This is a genomic window from Streptomyces sp. CBMA123, from assembly GCF_014596465.1.
Classification (GTDB): Bacteria; Actinomycetota; Actinomycetes; order Streptomycetales; family Streptomycetaceae; genus Kitasatospora.
In genome coordinates, this window is sequence record NZ_MECK01000616.1 from 20,282 (window position 1) to 37,825 (window position 17,544).

Genomic DNA, 17,544 nt, shown 5'->3' on the forward strand with positions numbered 1-17,544 from the left:
GACGGTGATCATGGTCGCTTGGTGTCGGTCAGCATGACACGGCGTTCCCAGCAGATCGACTACGGGGGACCGGCAACCAGTCGGGCCACCGGCTTTGCCGTCGAGGGCGGCCTTCGCTCTGCGGAGCGAAGGGCCGCCCGGTCAGGTGGTGTGGTGGTCGAACTCACCGGCTTTGACGCCTTGGAGGAGTTCGGCGAGGTTGGCGGAGGTGGTGCGGACGACTGTGTCGCCGTCGTCGGACTCGCGGAGTTCGACCAGCCCGTCGGTCGTGCGGGCTTCGAGGCAGTTGTCGTTTGTGGCGGAGTAACTGGACTTCTGCCATGCGGAGCTAGTGCTCTGGGCCGGGAAGGTTTGCCGGGTTGGTGGTCGCGTTCGGAGGCCAGAGCGGGTTGGATGAGGGGGCGTGCATGTGACGTGGTGTCAGGGGGCGCGTGGTGGCGGATGAGGAGGACGGCGGCTGCGGCAGGTCGTGGTTCGCGGCGGCCGTATTTGACCTGTTCAGCTGAGCACCGCTCGCGAACGGCGCGGCTGTTTGAGAGTTGCGGACGAGTACCGCGGTCTGTATCGGTAACTCGCCCGCAACTACGTGATCATCTATTGAAACGCGCGCATCGGCCGTGCTGACGTCCCCGAGTGGGCTCTCGTGTCACTTTCGCCAGAACAGGTGGTGCGTCACACCGCTCGGGCTGGGCACGACCTCGAGATGGAACCGGTCGAGCAGCTCATCGGGTGACTCCCAGAGTCGTAGTCCGGTCCCGAGCTTCACCGGTGAGACCGCCACGTGCATGGTGTCGACGAGGTCGGCGTCGAGGAACTGCCTGATGGTGGCGACCCCGCCGCCAAGTCGGACGTCCTTGCCCTGCGCCGCCTTCCGCGCTTGTTCGAGGATCGTGGCCGGGGCGCCGTCGACGAAGTGGAACGTGGTGTCGGAGAGCGTGAACGAAGGACGCTTGTGGTGGGTCATGACGAACACCGGGGTGCGGAACGGGGGCTTGTCACCCCACCAGCCGCGCCACTCGTGGTCGCGCCAGGGCCCGCGCTGGGGCCCGAACTTGTTGCGACCCATGATCTCGGCGCCGATGTTGCGCGCGTAGTCCCGCGTGAGGTAGTCGTCGAGGCCCCGGCTCCCTCCGGGGTCGGTGCGCATGGGCCAGCTCGCCGTGGCGCCGGCCCATGCGAACAGCCTCTCGGGGTGGACGTGGCCGAACGGACGCTCGAGGCTCTGGTCCTCACCGGCGCCGATTCCGTCACTCGAGACGTTGAAGTTCTGGACTCTCAGTAGCTGAGCCACGTGTTCCTCCTGTGTTGTCGATAACGGTGGTAAGACACTCCGGGCCGGGAAAACTCATCGCTGCGTCCGTGACCGGCCGAAATTGGGCTACCTGGTGCTTGTCTGGACGGTGTGGTTGGGGTGGTTGGAGTTGGCGAGGGTGAACTGCCGCAAGGGTCCGAAGTGCGCCTCGATCGGGTTCGCCCAGGAGGTGTTGGTCGGGGTGAAGCACAGGTGGACGTTGTTGTTCTTCGCCCAGCGGAGGATCTTCTTGCCGTTGTGGGCGGAGAGGTTGTCCAGGATCACGTAGACCGGGGCGCCGTCGGAGCGGGCGGCCCGGATCGAGCGGAGCGCGGCGAGGGTGTTCGCGGTGCCCTTGCCGCGGCGGTTGACGCCCCAGAGGGTGTCGTCGCCGACCGAGTAGCAGCCGCGGAAGTAGGTCACGCCGTGGGTGCGGTGGTAGGTCGCCGGGAGCCGGTCCGGCTTGCCTTGTTCGGCCCAGCAGGTGCCGGCGGTGGGGCGGATGCCGAGTGGGCCGAACTCGTCGAACGCGAACGTGCGGTCGGGGAAGCGTTCCAGGACGCACGCATCGCCCGCCGATAGCGCACCGAGCTGGTACTACCCCGGCGCACGATCCGCTGTAACTGCCGGCCCTCTTGATCGGTCAGTCTCCGAACCTTGACCAGCTCCGCCACCCACGCCTCCCCGCACCAGATCGGATGTCCACCGACATCCAACCGGTTCAGACGTCACCACCGCCAACCCGGTGAACCTTCTCGGTCACAGCACTGGCCATCCCGGCCGCCCTTCTCTCAGATCGCGAGATGGTCGAACTCGCCGGTCTTGGCAGCCTGGAGGAACCTGGCGAAGCTGGCGGCGGTGGTGCGGACTATGACCTCGCCGTCGTCGGACTCGCGGAGTTCGACCACTCCGTTGTCCTGCGTTCGTACTTCGACGCAGTCGTCGTTCGAACCGGAGTAACTGGACTTCCGCCACGCAGAACTATTCACACTTGCCTTCCATTTCCTTCTTGATGTTTCCGATGAAGTCTCGGGAATCCGACTCCGAGAGTGCGCCGGAATCGAGTCGGGCGAGCAGGGAGCGGAACTTTGCCATGTGGGCTGGAGCGTCGAAGATTCGGATGCCGAGACTCGTATCCACCTGTGCCCCATCGAGTTCCGGCACCGGCCCATCGGCGTACGCGAAGTTCTCGTTGGAGCTTGGCATGGCGCCGATGTCGAATGGAACGACTCGAACTGAGATGGTCGGCCGCTCAGAGTCTTCGATGAGGGCGTCGAATTGTTCAGTGAGGACGGCCGGCCCACTGAACCGCATGCGCAGTGCTGCTTCGTGGATGAACGCTGAGTAGGGCAGCGCACCGGAGCGGATCAGGCGCTGCCGCTGCATTCGGAAGGCCGTCCTGAGGTCGATCTCGTGGCGAGGCAGTGGCGGGAAGCTCTGGGCGAAGACGGCGGCGGCGTAGGGCCCGGTCTGGAGCTGGCCGGGGACGAATGCCATCGTGTAGACGGTGAGCTTTCGCGCCTGGGCCTCGAACTCCGCGACATCGACGAAGTCCGAGGAAAGCGTTCCGCGATACTCCTCCCACCAGCCCGGCTTCTCGCGCTCCGTGATGATGTCCGAGAGCGCGGCGATCAGGGGCTCGTTGACGCACATGCATGTCGCGGCGATCGTGCGCAGTCGGTCCACGCTGATGCCGATTCTCCCGGCCTCCATCTGTGTCACCTGTGCCGGGCTCATGCCTACGAGGCGGCCGAGTTCGCTGCCGCCGAAGCCGGCTTGCTCGCGCATCCTTCGCAGCTCTGCGCCGAGCCGTCGCTGACGGAGTGTGGGGTTCGCGCGTGGAGCCATGGCTTCCTTCCAGGGCGGGGGTAGCCCCAGTCTGCCGCGCGGCTCGCCGGTCGGTCCATCTGAGGCGGTCGGTCACACGATAGAGGGAAGATCTGGGCTAGGGGTAAAACTTGATCTCGCTCTAGGCTGTGGTCGTTGGCAGATGGATCCGACGGATCGTCAGCAATGCCCCGCGCCTGCCGTTCTTGCAGCGCACCTCTCCCCACACCACAGCCTCACGGAGGTTCTCGTGTGCACCCGTAACACCCCCTCGCTCACCCTCTCCCGGCAGACCCTGCGGGACATCCTGAGCCGCAACGACTGGGACCCCGAGGCGATCTTCAACGCCGAACTCGCCCTCATCGAACTCATCTCCAACGCCTGGCGGCACGGCGACACCGCCTCGCCCGTCGTCTGCTTCTCCCTCCTCAGCCGCACCCTGCGGGTCTGCGTCTCGGACGAGAACGACGGGCTCCCGCAGCCCCGCACCCCCTCCGGCCTCTCCGAGACCGGCCGAGGCCTTCAGCTCATCGAAGGGCTGACCGACCGCTGGGGCGTCGACCCGCAGGAGCGCGGTAAAACGGTCTGGTACGAGCTGGACTCCGACACGTGACCCGCGACTCGGTGGCCCCGGACGGCCCCCGGATGCGCGACTACACCAAGCCCCAGATCACCTCCCTGCTGGGCGAGTTGCACCGCCGTGGCCTCCCGTACGGGCTCCTCTGGGGCTCCGCCGACACCCGCGAGACCACCCTCGACGGCCGCATCCTGGTCGACTTCGGCAAGTCGCCCGTCAGTACTCTGCTCAACCTCCTCCACCTCCTCCGCGACATCGAGGGGAGCGGGCGCGGATGAGGTTCCTGATCGGCGCCGCCTTCGCCGTGCTCCTCGCGCTCGCGTTCGCCACCGTCGTCCTGGGCGTGGTCACCGCCCTCCGGATGCAGGGGACGGAGGACCGCACGGACCCCGAGCGGCAGGAGGCCGCAAGGTGAGGCGCGCATCGGCCCCTCGCCTCCGTGGGGGCGAGGGGCCGATGCGAAGGGGGGTCAGGGCTGCCGGGTCAGCAGTTGACGACGCTGTGGACCGGCGACCAGTTGCCGTTCGGGTCCTGGCTGTGGGCGGGCTGGGTGGAGAAGACCCAGGCGCCGCTGGGGCCGTACATGCGGGCGACGGTGCCGCCGGTCTGGTTGTTGTCCCAGGAGCCGGAGCCGGACCAGGTGCTGAAGTAGTAGCGGCCGCAGTTGTACATGTCGACCTCGTCGCCGGAGTACCAGGTGCCCCGGTAGGCGCACATGTGCTTGAAGTCGGCGCCGCCGCCCGCGCACGGGTCGTAGGAGGCGGCTCCGGCGCCGGTCAGGTCGCGGGGGTGGTCCTCGCCGGGGACGGTCAGGTAGACCGTCGCGCCGGCGAGCTGGATCCGGTTGGGGGCGACCTGGGCGCCGCCGGCGGTGGCGAGGTAGCTGTCCGCCTTGGCCTGGAGGGAGGCGGCCTGGTCGGCGCTCAGGCCGGCGGCGCGGGCTTGGGCGGTGAAGGTGGCCGTACCCGGGGCCGCTGTGGCCTGGGCGCCGCCGAGCAGCGCTGTGAAGAGGGCCAGGAAGGCGGCGCTCAGTAACACCGTGATCTTGGATCGCATGGGGCGACTCCTCGTCAGAGTGGTGTTCGTTCGCAGCAGTGGATTGCTGACGGGACGGAGTCTTGTGGCGACGGTCGGCAGCGTCAATCCGGAGAATCGGCCATCATGGACATGGCGAGTTCATCGAAGGGTGCGCCCCGCCCCGTCAGTTCGCCTCCGGCCCGAACCGCTGCCGGTACGCCGACGGGGAGATGCCCGTCGCCCGGTGCATCAGCGCCCGCAGGTTGGCGGCCGTACCGAGCCCGCTGCGCCGCGCGACCACCTCCATCCGGGGCTCGCCGCGCTCGATCAGCCGGCAGGCCAGGGCGAGCCGCTCCCCGGTGAGCCACGCCAGCGGGGTCGTCCCCAACTGGGCGCGGAACCGGCGGTGCAGGGTCGCCGGGCTGACCGCCGCGCGCGCCGCGAGGCCGGTGACGGTGAGGGGCGCGTCCAGCCGTTCCTGAGCCCAGGCCAGCAGCGGCGCCAGCGACTCGTCGGGCCGGTCGGGCACCGGCCGTTCCACGAACTGCCGCTGGCCGCCGTCCCGGTGGGCCGCGAACACCAGCCGTCGGCTCACCGCGTTGGCCACCTCGGCGCCGTGGTCACGGCGGACGATGTGCAGCCCGAGGTCGAGCGCGGCCGCGCTGCCCGCGGCGGTCAGGATGTCGCCGTCGTCCACGAACAGCACGTCCGGTTCGAGCCGTACGGACGGGAACCGGGCCCGGAAGGAATCCGCCCACTGCCAGTGCGCGGTGGCCCGGCGCCCGTCCAGGACCCCGGCCTCCGCCAGGGTGAACGCGCCGCTGCAGAAGCCGACCAGGCGCGCGCCGCGCGCGTGCGCCCGCCGGACGGCGTCCAGTACGGCGGGCCGGCGGGGCACCTCGACGTCGGGGCGGTTGGGCACGATCAGGGTGTCCGCCGTGTCGGCCGCCTCCAGGCCGGCGACCCCGGTGAGGGTGAAGAACCCGTCCCGCATCAGGATGCCGGGCTCGGGGGAGCAGAGCCGGAAGTCATAGAGGTCACGGCCGACCTCCGGCCTGCGCAGGCCGAACACCTCGGTCGCGCAGCCGAGTTCGAAGGGGTTCGAGTTCTCGTCGACGATCACGACGACCCGGTGCACGCCGCCCGCCGGGCGCGCTGACTGCGAGGATCCTTGCGGCATACGCCATTTCTAGCACTCACACCGAGCACCCCGGGCGGCCCAGGATGAGCCCATGAGCAACGAACCCATCGCCCTCGGCCAGGCCCTGGCCTCCTTCGACGCCCTGTGGAGCCCCCGCATCGTCACCCGCGTCAACGACTACGACGTCCGCATCGCCAAGGTCGAGGGTGAACACCTCTGGCACGCCCACGACGACACCGACGAGTTCTTCCTCGTCCTCGACGGCGAACTGCGGATCTCCCTGCGCGAGCCCGCCGGCGAACGCACCGTCGTGCTCCCCCAGGGCGCCGTCTTCACCGTCCCGCGCGGCACGGAGCACAAGCCGCACGCCCCGACCGGCGCCGCGATCCTCCTGTTCGAACCCACCGGAACCCCCACCGTGGGCGACCGCCACGACCCCGTCCCGGCCCACGTGGACGCGACCACCGGGCATGCCCTGGACGCCTGACGGGCCGGACACGCTGGGCGAGCCTGACGCGCTTGGCAGGGCCTGACGCGCCGGACGGGCCTGACGCGCCTCCGCCGTCTCCGGCGCTCGTGATCAGTCGGACCGGGTCATCCCGCCCAGGGGAGCACGCCGGGCCGACACCGTGCGGTGACTGATCCGCCAACCCTCCGCCGTACGCACCACGGTGTCGTCGTAGGACACGGACCCGCAGGAACCGTCCGCCCTGATCCCCAGCCCCTTCGACCGGACCCGCACCCGGCCGTCCGGCGACGCCGTGACGACGACGTTGGTGACGTGATGCGCGAGGGGGTTGGCCGCCCCCAGCGCCCAGGCCGCCTCGCGGACGGCCGCGACCCCGTTCAGCGGCCCCTGGCCGAAGTCGGTGAGGTCGTAGACGACATCGGAGGTGAACACCTCCGCCAACCGGTCGAGGCTCCCGTCGTCGACCAAGTGGCCGTGCAGGGAGACCAGTTCGGTGATGGCCAGGCGGTCGGCCAGGGCGAGTGCCACGCGCGTCCTCTCCGGCCCGCCGTGGAGGGCCGAGCCGAGCGTCGATCCGTCAGCGGTACGGCTCCGAAGCGGCGAACCCCGGCGGTACCGGGGGGCGAACGAGCCATGCCCCCGTGATCCTTCCGCACAACCGGGCGGTCCGCCACCGGGTTTCACCGGCGGCGGACGGCACAGGCCGAAAGCCGTTCGCCACCTGCCCGTCGGTGTCGGCAGAATCGCCCGGTGCACCTACCCCCGCTGCTGACCGCCGTCGAGCGCGGCGACGACCCCACGGTGTTCGACCTCCTGGACGAGGTGCCCGGGCACGAACTCGCCGGTGACGACGGGGTCGCCTTGCTGGCCGCCGCCGCGCGGGCCGGGCGCCACGAGGTGGTCCAGCGGCTCGTCGAGGACGGCGTCGACGCGGCCCGCCCCTGGCCCGGTGGGATCGACCCGGTGACCTGGGCGGCCGAGCGCGGGGCGTACTCGGTCCTGCTGTCGCTGCTGATCTCCAGCGGCGACCCGTTGAGCGCGGACAGCCCGCACCGCCGGGCGCTCCGGGTGGCCCAGGGGCGCATCGTCGCCGGGGCCTGCGTCGCCGACGCCGACGCCGACGCCGACGCCGACGCCGACGCCGACACCGTCGCCGGCGACGAGTCCGGGCCGCCCCCGGCCCACCGGGCGATCGTCGGCCACCTGGAGGCCGCCCTCGGGATCCACCGCTCGCGGGACGAGTTGTTGGCCCGCGCCCTGGTCCACGCCCGGCCGGACCACGACGACTGGTCCGAGTCGGTGTTCCAGCTCGCCTGCCGTGTCCGGACCGACCCCGGGCTGTTCGACTGGGCGCGGCATCTCGCCGAAGACCGGTCCTCGCCGGCCCGCCGGCGATTCGGGCTCGACACGATCAACCTCATGGGCTTCGGCATCGATCCGCCGACCGAGGAGGAACTGCGTGGGGAGCCCGCACCCGACCTGCCGTTCGAACGGGAGGCCGCCGAGTTCCTGCGCCCGCTGCTGACCAGCGAGCAGGACCCGCGCGCCCTGCGCACCGTCATCTCCGCCTACTCCGGCTACTGCTCCGGCGACGAGTTCCGGGCCATCCTGGTGCACGCCGGCCACCCCGACCCGGACGTCCGTCGACAGGTCGCCTCGGAGCTGTACACCGGCCGGGGCCTCCGCTCGCCTGACGACGCCGAACTGCTGGGCGCCCTGCTGCGCCTGGCCGCCGACCCCGTACCCGACACCCGGGTGTCAGCGCTCCACGCGTTCACCCTGGCGCCCGTCGACACCCCCGAGCTGCGCGCCGTCCTGGCGGGCCACCTCGTGGACCCGCACCCCGCCGCCAGGGTCGAGGCCGCCGCCGCCCTGGCGCTGCGCGGCGACGAGCGCGGCACGCCGGTGCTCGAAGAGACCCGCCGCGGCATCAGGAACCACCGCAGCCCCGGCGCGGGGCGGCTCAGCGAGATCGATCACATGCTGCGCATCCGGGCCGAAGCGGGCGGCCGGGGTCGGTAGCGTCGGGCGCATGAGTGAACTCGGCGACTGGACGTACGTGGTGACGGACATCGAGGTCGACGGCCCGTGGGCGGGGCCCAACTCGATGCGGTCCTTCGCGTCGGTCGCCACGGCGATGGACGGGCGGACGTTCGGCGAGTTCGAGGCCGTCCTCGAACCGCTCCCGGGCGCGGCGCCGAACCCGCGCACCAGGGAGTGGTTCGACTCCGAACCGGGCACCTGGGAGGCCGCGACCGCGAATCCGGAGCCCGTCGTGGAGGTGATGGGCCGCTACGTGGAGTGGATCCGGTCGCTGCCCGGGCTGCGGGCGTTCGCCGCCGCGCCGCTGTCCTTCGACGGGACGTGGATGGACTACTACCTGCGCCGGTTCACCCCGTACGGGCTGCACCAGGGGCCGTACGAGGAGGATCGGCTCTTCGACGGGCCTGCGCTGTGCCTGCGCTCCTATACGGCGGCGTTGACCGGGCGCCCGGCGGCGGATCTGCCGTCGCCGAAGCTGCCGCCGCACTGGCTGGGCGGGGTGGAGCACACCCACAAGGCGATCGACGACGCGCGGGGCTTCGCCAATCTGCTGCACTTCCTCGCCCGGAACGCTGGGTCAGCGCCGGTGATCTCCTCGGATGTGTGAGCCAGGTGACAGAAGTGAGGCGTTGACATGCGCCCGACATGAATGTTCATCTGAGCGTAACGCTTCGCTCGCTTTCGGTTGATTGCGTAGCGCACGCAGCTGCCCGGACACACAAAGTCCGGGCAACGTAGAGGAAAGGCATCACAAATGCGACGCATGACAATGGCGGTCACCAGCCTCCTGGCGACCGGCGCGGCCTCGATGATCCTCATGGCCGGCACCGCCCAAGCCGCCACCACGGACACCACGCAGCTCGGCTCGATCCACCTGACCAAGACCGACCAGGCGGGCAACACCACCTCGGCGGACCTGTCCTGTTCCGCCACCCAGGACGGCTCCGGCTTAACCACCATCACCGGCACCGGCACCGTCACCGACCCGAACGCCGCCTGCGGCGAACTGGCCCACGTCAACGGTGACTTCAGCAAGCTGCTGGTGCACCCGACCTGGATGGTCATGGCCCTCCAGGCGCCGATCACCGCCACCGCCCAGGGCAACTGGGGTGCCGGCTCCGTCAACTGGTCGCACACCTACGTCAACGGCAGCGAGCTGACCAAGTTCACCGGCGACGTCCTCGGCTTCTGAGGTCGACTCTGACTCGCCCGCACACACGGCGTGGCCGCTCCCGGGTTCGGGAGCGGCCACGCCCGCGTTTCGGCCCGACGCCCGGCTGGGCCGGCGGTCAGGCCTCGGGGGTGGCGCAGAACTCGGCCTCGAGCTCCTTGTCGAAGACCGAGACCGGGCCGAACGGGAGGCCGTCCGCCCAGTCGCCGTTGACCGAGGTGGCGAGCAGGTGGCGGCCGTCGCGGGTGCCGAAGGTGTAGGACCAGGAGCCGTTGATGGCGCCGCCCATGCCCCAGACGGTGCCGCAGGAGAGGGTGAGGGAGCCGATGCCCAGGCCGTAGTGGGAGTTGGGGATCCAGCCGTTGCCCGGGTCCTGCATGGTGAACATCTCGGCCATCTGGGCGGGCGGCAGCAGGCGGCCGCCCAGCAGGGCCTGGAAGAAGGTGCTGAGGTCGCCCACGGTGGAGATGAGGTCGCCGGCGCCGTAGCCCCAGGTGGGGCTGAGCTCGGTGACGTCGTAGACGGGGTGGGTGGGGTCGTTGAAGACGCCGAGCTTGGAGTAGAAGCGGCCGTGCGGGCCGTTGATGCCGGTGTCGTCCCCGGCGGGCTCGTAGGTGCTCTTGAGGTGCAGCGGCCTGGTGAAGCGGTCGGCGATCTCCTGCCCGAGGCCGTGCCCGGTGGCCTGCTCGACGATCAGGCCGGCCAGCACGTAGTTGGTGTCGGAGTACACGAAGCCGGTGCCGGGGGCGAACTTGGGCGGGACGCTGATCCCGAGCTGGACCAGCTGGCGCGGGGTGAAGGTGTCGAAGCGGTGCTGGAGGAAGGGATCGCCCTGGAACTCGGCACTGACCTGGTCCGCGGACGCGAAGTTGGCGATCCCGCTGGTGTGGTTGAGGAGCTGGCGGATGGTGATCGCCGAACCGTCGTAGCCGTTGCCGTCCACCAGGCCGGGCAGCCAGTGCTCGACGCTGTCGTCCAGGCTCAGCCGGTGCTCGGCCTCCAGCTGGAGCAGCGTGGTGGCGACGAAGGTCTTGGTGGTGCTGCCGATCCGGAACCGGTCCTGCGGGCGGAGCGGCCGGCCGGTGTCCTGGTCGGCGGTGCCGGACTGCCCGAACCAGGTCGCGCCGTCGTCGTGCACCTGGGCCATCGCGCCCGGCAGGTGGGCCTCGGTGACGGCCTGGTCGAGCGCGGTCTGCAGGGCCTGGTGGCCGTCGTGCCGGTGAGCCGAGGGAGCGGCGGAGGCGGTCGGGGCGGCGGTGAGCAGGGCGCCGGCCACCACGGTGGCGAGGGCGGCGGTGAGGGCGGTGCGGGCGGTGGTCTTCACGGTGGGTCCCCCTGGTGTGTCGGGCTTTCGTCGTCGGTGAAGAACGTACGGTCGGATTCGACGATCCATCAACAAGCAATCGTCGCAACGCCGATGAACGCGCAGGTCAGAGGCGGTCAATCATTGCAATGGGCCTGACGACGAATGCAATCGCGGTTGCAACCGGCCCCCGCATCCGGATACTCGTCCTGAGCGTCCCGAGGACAGAGGAAAGGAGCCGCCCGTGCCAGGCGCCAGGCTGAGCCCGCAGGACCGCCTCGCGATCGCCACCGGTCTTGCCAAGGGGCTCGACTACGCGGCGATCGCCCGGCTGATCGCCCGCCCCACCTCCACGGTGACGCGGGAGATCGCCCGCAACGGCGGACCCGGCCGCTACCGCGCGGAGACCGCCCAGCGCGCCACCGTACGGCGGGCCCGCCGTCGGCCGGGCCGCCCCCGGCCCGTCGGGGACGGAGCGCGCGTGACGGACGGGCGCGACCCGGCCGCGATCGCCGCGTTCGCGGGCCGCTTCGCCGACCTGCTGGAGCAGATGGGCCTGCCGCGCATGGTGGCCCGGGTGCTCAGCAGTCTGTACGTCACCGACGACGGCAGCCTGAGCGCGGCCGACCTGGTGCAGCGCCTCGGCGTCAGCCCGGCGTCGGTCTCCAAGGCGGTCGGCTACCTGGAGGCCCAGGGGCTGATCCGCCGCCAACGGGACGGCCACGGCCGCCGCGAACAGTACGAGATCGACTCCGACGTCTGGTACCGCTCGATGCTGGCCAGCGCCCGACGCAACGTCCTGCTGGCCGAGTTCGCCCGCGACGGCGCCGACCTGCTCGGCGCGGCCACCCCCGCCGGGCAGCGGCTCGACACGGCCGCGGACTTCCTCGCGGAGATCGGCACCGACCTCGTCCACGCGGTGGAGCGGCGGCGCTCCGCCCAGGGGCGGCCGACCGGGCGTTAGCGCCGGGGGCGCCCGCTCGTCAGCGGCCAGGGCCGGTAGCCGTTGGCGGCCCGGGACGGCGCCGGTTACGGGCGCAGCACCGCCGGGGTCGGGCCGTCGGGGCGGACGGTGATGCTGTAGGCCGCGCCGGCCGGGCGGGAGCGGAACTCCACGCTGCCCAGCGGGAGCAGGAGTTCCAGCAGCGCCGTGGTCTCCCGGAGGGCGAACTGGGTGCCCAGGCAGGCGCGGGCGCCGAGGCCGAAGGGGAGGTAGGCGCCCAGGTGGGCGGGGCGGGCGGCACCGGGAGCGAACCGGGTGGGGTCGAAGCGTTCCGGGTCGGGCCACAGGGCCGGGTCGCGGTGGGTGAGGTACGGGCAGACCAGGACGTCGGTGCCGGCGGCGATGTGGTGGCCGTTGATCACGTCGTCCTGGACGGCGTGGCGGGGGAGCATCCAGGCGGAGGGGTAGAGCCGGAGGGTCTCGCTGACCAGGGCCTGCGGGTCGGCCCCGCGCGCCCCGGGGTTGTCCTCCAGCAGCAGGAACAGCCAGGTGAGGGTGGTGGCGGTGGTCTCGTGACCGGCGACCAGCAGGGTGACCAGCTCGTCGCGGATCAACCGGTCGGTGTACTCGGGGTGTTCCTCGGCGGCGTCGAGCAGCACGCGCAGCACACCCGGTTCGCCGCCGTCTCCGCAGGGGTCTGCGGTGCGGGCGGTGTCGATGGCGGCCTGGGCGACGGCGTCGATCCGGGCGAGGTCCTCGGCGACGGCGTCCCGGGCGTCGGCGGCGTTGGTCGGCAGGGTGGGCATCACGGACACCACCCGTTCCACCGAGCGCAGTTCGGCGTCGGTCCGGTCGTCCAGGGGCAGGCCGGTGAGCGCCCGCCAGACGGTGTCCAGGGCGAAGCCGCGCATCTCCTCGGCCACGTCGAAGGTCTCCCCGGTGCGCCGGTACCCCTCCCAGCGGTCGGCGGTGCGGCGCGCGGCGGCGGCGATCCGCTGCTCGTAGCGGCGCATCCCGGTGCCGGTGAACTGGGACTGCAGCAGCCGCCGTTGGCGCTTCCAGGGCTCGCCGGTGGCGGACAGCACGCCGTCGCCGACGAGCATCCGGGCCCGGTGCGAGCGCTTGACGTACCGGTCGGGGTGGCGGCCCAGCACGTGCTGGACCGCGGCCGGGTCGGTGACCAGCACGGTCGGCGCCGGCCCGCCGAGCCGGAAGGCGGCGATGCCGCCGACGCCCCGCTGGGCCCGGGCGAGCAGCTCGACCAGCTGGGCCTCCTCGGCCCGCCACTGTTCGACGGCCTCGGGGGCCAGTTCCGGTACGGGCACGGCGTCCGTGGTCACCAGGGGTCTCCTCGACTCGGCTGACGAAGGTCGGGGCGGGCTCGCCCGGCGCCCGACTCTACGTCAGCTGGGTTGCCACCCGGTCACGCCAGGTCACTTCGCCGGCCGGGCCCGGGCTGGTCAGCCTTCCCCGTAGCCGCGCTCGGGCAGGCGTATCCAGGTGTCCGCGGGCCCGGTGACGGCGCGTGCGTCGGTGGGGTGGAGGCCCGCGAAGGCGCAGGCGTGGGCGATGGCGTTGTGGCGGTAGAGGTAGTAGGCGAGGACCTCCTCGCGGGTGTGGCCGGCCATGGGTGAGCCGCCGGGGTGGGGGTGCCAGCCGTCTTCCCTGCCGTCGCGGTAGGCGTGGCCCTGGTTTCCGCTCTTGGGGTTGGCGAACATGCTGTAGCCGACGGTGCCGGCGGTCAGCCGGGCCATCGTGCGGCAGGAAGTGGGGGCGAAGCCCCAGGGCTGGGTGACGATGCAGCCGCCGGGCACGGTGGTGACACCGACCAGCAGCGGACTCTCCGCGCGTCGGAACGGGTGCGGTTCGTCGAGGAAGTCCGCCATGAACGCCTCGTCCACCGGCGTGCCGGCCAGGCGGTGGATCGCCTCGGCGGCGTCGATGCCGGCGATGCAGGCGATCCCGGTGCCGTCGTAGTAGAAGTCCCCGATGGCGGCGATGAGTTGTCGCGCACGCCGGGCGGCGGCCTGCTCGGCGGCGGTCAGCCCGGGCTCGCCCGCGGGCAGCGGGAAGAGGTCGGGGACCGGCCCGGCGAGGGCGAGCCGGCCCGGGGACCAGCCGCCGAGCTGGGCGCGCTAGGGGTCGGCCCCGGCGGCGGCCAGGGCCCTCGCGGTGTCCGGCCGGTCGGACAGCACGGCCTCCCACAGCGCTGTCGTCCCGTCCTCCAGTGCGTCCACGTCCGCCGCCCGGCGGGCGAGTTCGGCCACTGCCTCGGGTGAGCCGTAGCGCACGGCCCGGTGCAGGGGCCGGCGGTCGTCGCCGAAGGAGTCCGGGTCGGCGCCCGAGTCGAGGTGCGCGCGGATCCCCGCGGCGTCCCGCCAGCCGTCCCAGGTCACGTTCGTCCAGCCCGTCATGGTGCCTCCTCGGTCCCACGGCCCTCGGATACTCGTGCGCACACGAAAGCACGCGGGACTGACAACGCGGCCCGCCGGACGGCAGCACACACGGCTGCGCCGCGGTCCGTCCCCCTCGACGGATCGCGGCGCAGCGGCTCGGCGGGGTCAGTCAGGGCGGCCCGGGTGGGTCACAGCTGCTGCCAGAGGGCGGGGACGATCGGCGGTTCCCAGCCGACCTGGGCGGTGTGGCCCTGGACGCAGCGGTAGCTGACGCCGTTGTAGGTGACGATGTCGCCGGCCTGGTAGGTGGTGCCGGGGGTCCAGGCGTTGCCGGGGTTGGGGGTTCCGCTGTCCACGACCAGGGTGAAGCTGGTGGTGTGGGTGGCGGAGCCGGTTCCGGTGAGGGTGATGGTGTAGGTGCCGACCGCGGTGGACGCGGCGGTGGCGACGGTCATGGTGGCGGAGGCGCCGGACTGCACCGAGGCCGGGTTGAAGGAGACGGTGACCCCGGCCGGGGCGCCGGTGGCGGTGAGGTTGACCGTCTGGGCGGAGCCGGAGGTGGTCGCGGTGGCGATGGTGGCGGTGGTGGAGGCGCCGGGCTTGACGGTGGCGGTGGCCGGGTTCACCGCGAGGGAGAAGTCGTTGGCGGGGGTGGTGCCGCCGACGGAGGTCTTCCAGAGGGTGTAGGCCACGCCGTTGGCGTTGCGCTTGAGGACGGTGGCGTCGACGTTGCCGGTGGTGTCGCAGGACTGGTGGTAGCAGGAGTCGTAGGACTGCCCGGCCGAGCCGCCCCACTTGGCGGCCTGCGCCGAGGTCTTGACGGCGCTGGCGCCGGCCGCGTAGCCGGAGGTCGGGATGCCGGCCTGCTGGAAGGAGGAGTCGTCGGAGCGGCCCTGGCCTTCGACGTTCTCCTCGGGCCGGAGGTTGAGGGAGTCCCAGTAGGCCTTCATCGGCGCGGAGGCCGCGGAGGTGAGGTTGTTGATGAAGTAGCCGGCGTTGGGCGAGCCGACCATGTCGAAGTTGTAGTAGGCCTTGATCGCCGAGCGCTGGGTGGAGCCGAGCTGGCCGACGTAGTACTGGGAGCCCTGGAGGCCCTGCTCCTCGCCGGTCCACCAGGCGAACCGGACGTGCCGGGTCAGGGTGGGGTTCTGCTGGGCGAGCGCGAGGGCGTTCTCCAGCAGGACGGCGGAGCCGGAGCCGTTGTCGTTGATGCCGGGGCCGGCCGAGACGCTGTCGAGGTGGGCGCCGAGCATGGTGACCTGGTCGGACGGGCCGCCGGGCCAGTCGGCGATCAGGTTGTCGGACTGGTAGGTGCAGGAGGTGCAGGTCTGCTCGCTGACGGTGAAGCCGGCCGCCAGGAGCTTGCCCTTGAGGTAGGCCACGGACTGGCTGTGCCCGGCGCTGCCGGCCCGGCGGTTGCCGCCGTTCTGGTTGGCGATGGTGTTCAGCTGGGCCAGGTCGGCCTGGATCCTGGCCACGTCGATGTCCGGCGCGGGCCCGCCGGGCGTGCCGCCGCCGCCGACGGTCAGGGTGTACTGGGCGGTGTGGGTGGCCGCGCCGGCGGTGCCGGTCACGGTGATCACATAGGTCCCGGCGGGGGCGCCGGAGGAGGCCGAGAGGGTCAGCGTCGAGGACGAACCCGTCTGCACGGAGGAGGGGTTGAGCGTCGCGGTGACCCCGGTCGGGGCGCCGGTGGCGGTCAGGTTGACGGTCTGCGCGGTGCCCGAGATGACGGCGGTGGAGACCGTCGCGGTGGTCGACGCGCCGGGCTGGACGGATCCGGCGGCCGGGCCGAGCGCGAGCGAGAAGTCGTTGTTGCCGGACGGCGTGCAGCTCGGGTCGCCGCTCTGCGCGGGCACGCTGACGGCGTCCCAGGCGGCCTTGGTCCGGTTGTAGAAGGTGCAGCTCGGGTCGAGGTTCTTGGCGGCGGTCAGGGTGGTGGTGCGGTAGCGCTTGTACGTCATGCCGCTGGTCTTGAGCAGCATGCCGCCGTACCAGACCTGGCCGGCCTGCTTGACGCCGATGCCGGTGACGGCGGAGTTGTTGCAGGTCGGGCTGGTGGGCTTGCCGCCGCCCGGGTTGGAGCCGTTGGACAGCAGGTAGAACCAGTGGTTCAGCGGGCCGGCGGCCGCGTGCACCTCGGTGCTGGGGATGGCGGAGGAGTAGCAGTTCGGGTCGTTGTTGACCAGGGAGGGCTGGTAGAGGTTGCGGATCGGGCCCTGGCCGACCAGGTTGATCTGGCGGCCGACCTGGTAGTCGGGGTAGTCGTACGGCGCGGGCTCGTTGTTGTACTCCTTGGTGAGCGCGCCGAAGATGTCGCCGGTGCCCTCGCCGAGGCCGTTCTCGTTGTTGGCGCCGCCGGGGGTGTACTGGTCGATGCCGTGGCCGAACTCGTGGCCGACGACGTCCTGGGCGCCGATCCACTCGCCGGCCTGGTTGTGGCCGATGGAGACCGAGCTGCCGTCCCAGTAGGCGTTGACGTCGTTGAGGCCCATCTTGATCGGCCAGCTGCCGCCGTTGCCGTCGTGCCCGTTGCGGCCGAGCCAGTCGCGGAGCATGTCCCATTCCTTCTGGGCCGCCCACATGGCGTCGCCGCAGCCGGTCTCCCGGCTGGAGGGGTTGCCGTTGCCCCAGGAGTCGGAGGACTTGGTGAACACCTGGCCGGTGTCGTTGTCGGAGCAGGACAGGCCGGGCCGGCCGGGGTCGCGCAGCGCGTACGAGCCGCCGGAGTTGGTGGTGCTGATGGTGAGCGGGCCGGGGCCGTTCCACTTGCTGGCGACGGTGCCCGCCTCGACGTCGTCGTAGCTGTCCACCACCTCGCCTGTGGCGGCGTCGACGAAGACGTGCAGGCGGCTGGGCGCGTGCTCGGTACGGCCGTTGAGCACCGTCTCCCAGGCGAGCCGGCCGGCACCGTCCTTGACCCGGACGACCAGGCGGCGGGACTCCACCGTGTCCACGGTCGGCAGCTTGGTGCGCGCGGTCTTCTCCGCCTGGGCGGCGCCGATCTGCGGGGTCGTCGAGCCGCCGACCGGCCCGGTGGCGGCGGACTGGAGGCCGCGGACGGTGCCCCTGCCGTCGGCGAGCACCACGGCGTCGCCGCCGACCACCGGCAGGCCGCGGTAACTGCGTTCGTAGGAGACGGAGTAGAGGCCGTTCAGCCAGGGGGTGACGGTCTTCCGCTCGTAGGTCTCGCCCGGTCCCTTGGCCAGGGCGTCGGTGCCGGCCGCGGCGGCCGCGTCGGCGGCGCTGACGGCGGCGGCCAGGGCGCTGGGCGGCGCGGGGGAGGGGGCGGGTGCGGCGGTGGCCGTTGCGGCGGTGGCGCCGATCAGGCCGGCCAGTACGGTCAGGGTGGTCGCCGTGGTGAGC

Annotated in this window: 19 protein-coding genes and 2 pseudogenes; 8 read left to right on the plus strand and 13 right to left on the minus strand. The window is 71.7% G+C overall.

Going from position 1 to position 17,544, the window contains the following annotated elements:
* Positions 1-141: 141 nt before the first annotated feature.
* From BG452_RS40420 to BG452_RS40440, 5 genes and pseudogenes are all read right to left on the minus strand, one after another.
* Positions 142-312, minus strand: a pseudogene (locus BG452_RS40420) (DUF397 domain-containing protein); the annotation flags it as partial.
* Positions 313-646: 334 nt separating this feature from the next.
* Complete coding sequence (locus tag BG452_RS40425) at positions 647-1,291, minus strand: dihydrofolate reductase family protein (RefSeq protein WP_188309345.1); 645 nt, start codon at positions 1,289-1,291, stop codon at positions 647-649.
* Between the two features lie 99 nt (positions 1,292-1,390).
* Positions 1,391-1,852, minus strand: a pseudogene (locus tag BG452_RS40430) (transposase); the annotation flags it as partial.
* Between the two features lie 230 nt (positions 1,853-2,082).
* The gene (locus tag BG452_RS47935) at positions 2,083-2,280 is read right to left on the minus strand and encodes a DUF397 domain-containing protein (protein ID WP_188309346.1); all 198 of its coding nucleotides are present in this window, start codon (positions 2,278-2,280) and stop codon (positions 2,083-2,085) included.
* On the minus strand, positions 2,273-3,139 hold the full coding sequence (locus BG452_RS40440; protein WP_317621459.1) for a helix-turn-helix transcriptional regulator: 867 nt from the start codon (positions 3,137-3,139) through the stop codon (positions 2,273-2,275). Before BG452_RS40440 ends, BG452_RS47935 begins: the two co-directional genes overlap by 8 nt.
* Positions 3,140-3,368: 229 nt before the next feature.
* On the opposite strand from BG452_RS40440, the gene BG452_RS40445 reads away from it, so the two are divergent.
* From BG452_RS40445 to BG452_RS40455, 3 genes are read left to right on the plus strand one after another with little or no spacing between them, the layout of a single operon-like run.
* Positions 3,369-3,731 carry an ATP-binding protein gene (locus BG452_RS40445; protein WP_188309348.1) on the plus strand — a complete coding sequence of 121 codons (363 nt, stop codon included), beginning with the start codon at positions 3,369-3,371 and terminating at the stop codon, positions 3,729-3,731.
* Positions 3,728-3,973, plus strand: coding sequence for a hypothetical protein (locus BG452_RS40450; RefSeq protein ID WP_188309349.1), 246 nt, complete (start codon positions 3,728-3,730; stop codon positions 3,971-3,973). The genes BG452_RS40445 and BG452_RS40450 overlap by 4 nt, the downstream gene beginning before the upstream one ends.
* The gene (locus tag BG452_RS40455; protein WP_188309350.1) at positions 3,970-4,110 is read left to right on the plus strand and encodes a hypothetical protein; all 141 of its coding nucleotides are present in this window, start codon (positions 3,970-3,972) and stop codon (positions 4,108-4,110) included. Before BG452_RS40450 ends, BG452_RS40455 begins: the two co-directional genes overlap by 4 nt.
* Positions 4,111-4,178: 68 nt before the next feature.
* Here BG452_RS40455 and BG452_RS40460 read toward each other — a convergent pair whose 3' ends face one another.
* Positions 4,179-4,751, minus strand: a complete 573-nt coding sequence (locus BG452_RS40460; protein WP_188309351.1) for a hypothetical protein — start codon at positions 4,749-4,751, stop codon at positions 4,179-4,181.
* A gap of 145 nt (positions 4,752-4,896) precedes the next feature.
* A complete protein-coding gene (locus BG452_RS40465) occupies positions 4,897-5,892 on the minus strand; it encodes a helix-turn-helix domain-containing protein (protein WP_188309352.1) in 996 nt (331 codons plus the stop codon).
* Positions 5,893-5,944: 52 nt separating this feature from the next.
* Between BG452_RS40465 and BG452_RS40470 the strand changes: the two genes are divergently transcribed.
* Positions 5,945-6,340, plus strand: coding sequence for a cupin domain-containing protein (locus tag BG452_RS40470; RefSeq protein ID WP_188309353.1), 396 nt, complete (start codon positions 5,945-5,947; stop codon positions 6,338-6,340).
* A 93-nt stretch (positions 6,341-6,433) separates the two neighbouring features.
* Here BG452_RS40470 and BG452_RS40475 read toward each other — a convergent pair whose 3' ends face one another.
* Positions 6,434-6,850, minus strand: a complete 417-nt coding sequence (locus BG452_RS40475) for a nuclear transport factor 2 family protein (RefSeq protein ID WP_188309354.1) — start codon at positions 6,848-6,850, stop codon at positions 6,434-6,436.
* A 222-nt stretch (positions 6,851-7,072) separates the two neighbouring features.
* Here BG452_RS40475 and BG452_RS40480 point away from each other — a divergent pair, with 222 nt between their 5' ends.
* The 3 genes from BG452_RS40480 (at position 7,073) to BG452_RS40490 (ending at position 9,557) form a co-directional block, all read left to right on the plus strand.
* A complete protein-coding gene (locus BG452_RS40480) occupies positions 7,073-8,344 on the plus strand; it encodes a hypothetical protein (protein ID WP_188309355.1) in 1,272 nt (423 codons plus the stop codon).
* Between the two features lie 10 nt (positions 8,345-8,354).
* Entirely contained in the window at positions 8,355-8,972 is a 618-nt protein-coding gene (locus BG452_RS40485; protein ID WP_188309356.1) for a hypothetical protein, read from the plus strand.
* Positions 8,973-9,119: 147 nt separating this feature from the next.
* Entirely contained in the window at positions 9,120-9,557 is a 438-nt protein-coding gene (locus BG452_RS40490; RefSeq protein WP_188309357.1) for an SSI family serine proteinase inhibitor, read from the plus strand.
* A 97-nt stretch (positions 9,558-9,654) separates the two neighbouring features.
* Here BG452_RS40490 and BG452_RS40495 read toward each other — a convergent pair whose 3' ends face one another.
* Entirely contained in the window at positions 9,655-10,860 is a 1,206-nt protein-coding gene (locus BG452_RS40495; protein WP_317621460.1) for a serine hydrolase domain-containing protein, read from the minus strand.
* 223 nt (positions 10,861-11,083) lie between these two features.
* On the opposite strand from BG452_RS40495, the gene BG452_RS40500 reads away from it, so the two are divergent.
* Complete coding sequence (locus tag BG452_RS40500; RefSeq protein WP_188309359.1) at positions 11,084-11,803, plus strand: GbsR/MarR family transcriptional regulator; 720 nt, start codon at positions 11,084-11,086, stop codon at positions 11,801-11,803.
* A 65-nt stretch (positions 11,804-11,868) separates the two neighbouring features.
* Here the strand turns inward: BG452_RS40500 and BG452_RS40505 are convergent, their stop codons facing one another.
* The 4 genes from BG452_RS40505 to BG452_RS40515 all read right to left on the minus strand — a co-directional run.
* Positions 11,869-13,122: a cytochrome P450 gene (locus tag BG452_RS40505; RefSeq protein ID WP_411293093.1), complete on the minus strand. Its 1,254-nt coding sequence runs from the start codon at positions 13,120-13,122 to the stop codon at positions 11,869-11,871.
* Positions 13,123-13,242: 120 nt separating this feature from the next.
* On the minus strand, positions 13,243-13,668 hold the full coding sequence (locus BG452_RS47940; protein ID WP_317621461.1) for a hypothetical protein: 426 nt from the start codon (positions 13,666-13,668) through the stop codon (positions 13,243-13,245).
* 249 nt (positions 13,669-13,917) lie between these two features.
* Positions 13,918-14,196 (minus strand): ankyrin repeat domain-containing protein, encoded by a 279-nt coding sequence (locus BG452_RS47945; RefSeq protein WP_317621462.1) that lies wholly within the window; start codon positions 14,194-14,196, stop codon positions 13,918-13,920.
* A 170-nt stretch (positions 14,197-14,366) separates the two neighbouring features.
* A partial coding sequence (locus tag BG452_RS40515) for a M28 family peptidase (RefSeq protein WP_317621463.1) occupies positions 14,367-17,544 on the minus strand: 3,178 nt, incomplete at its 5' end.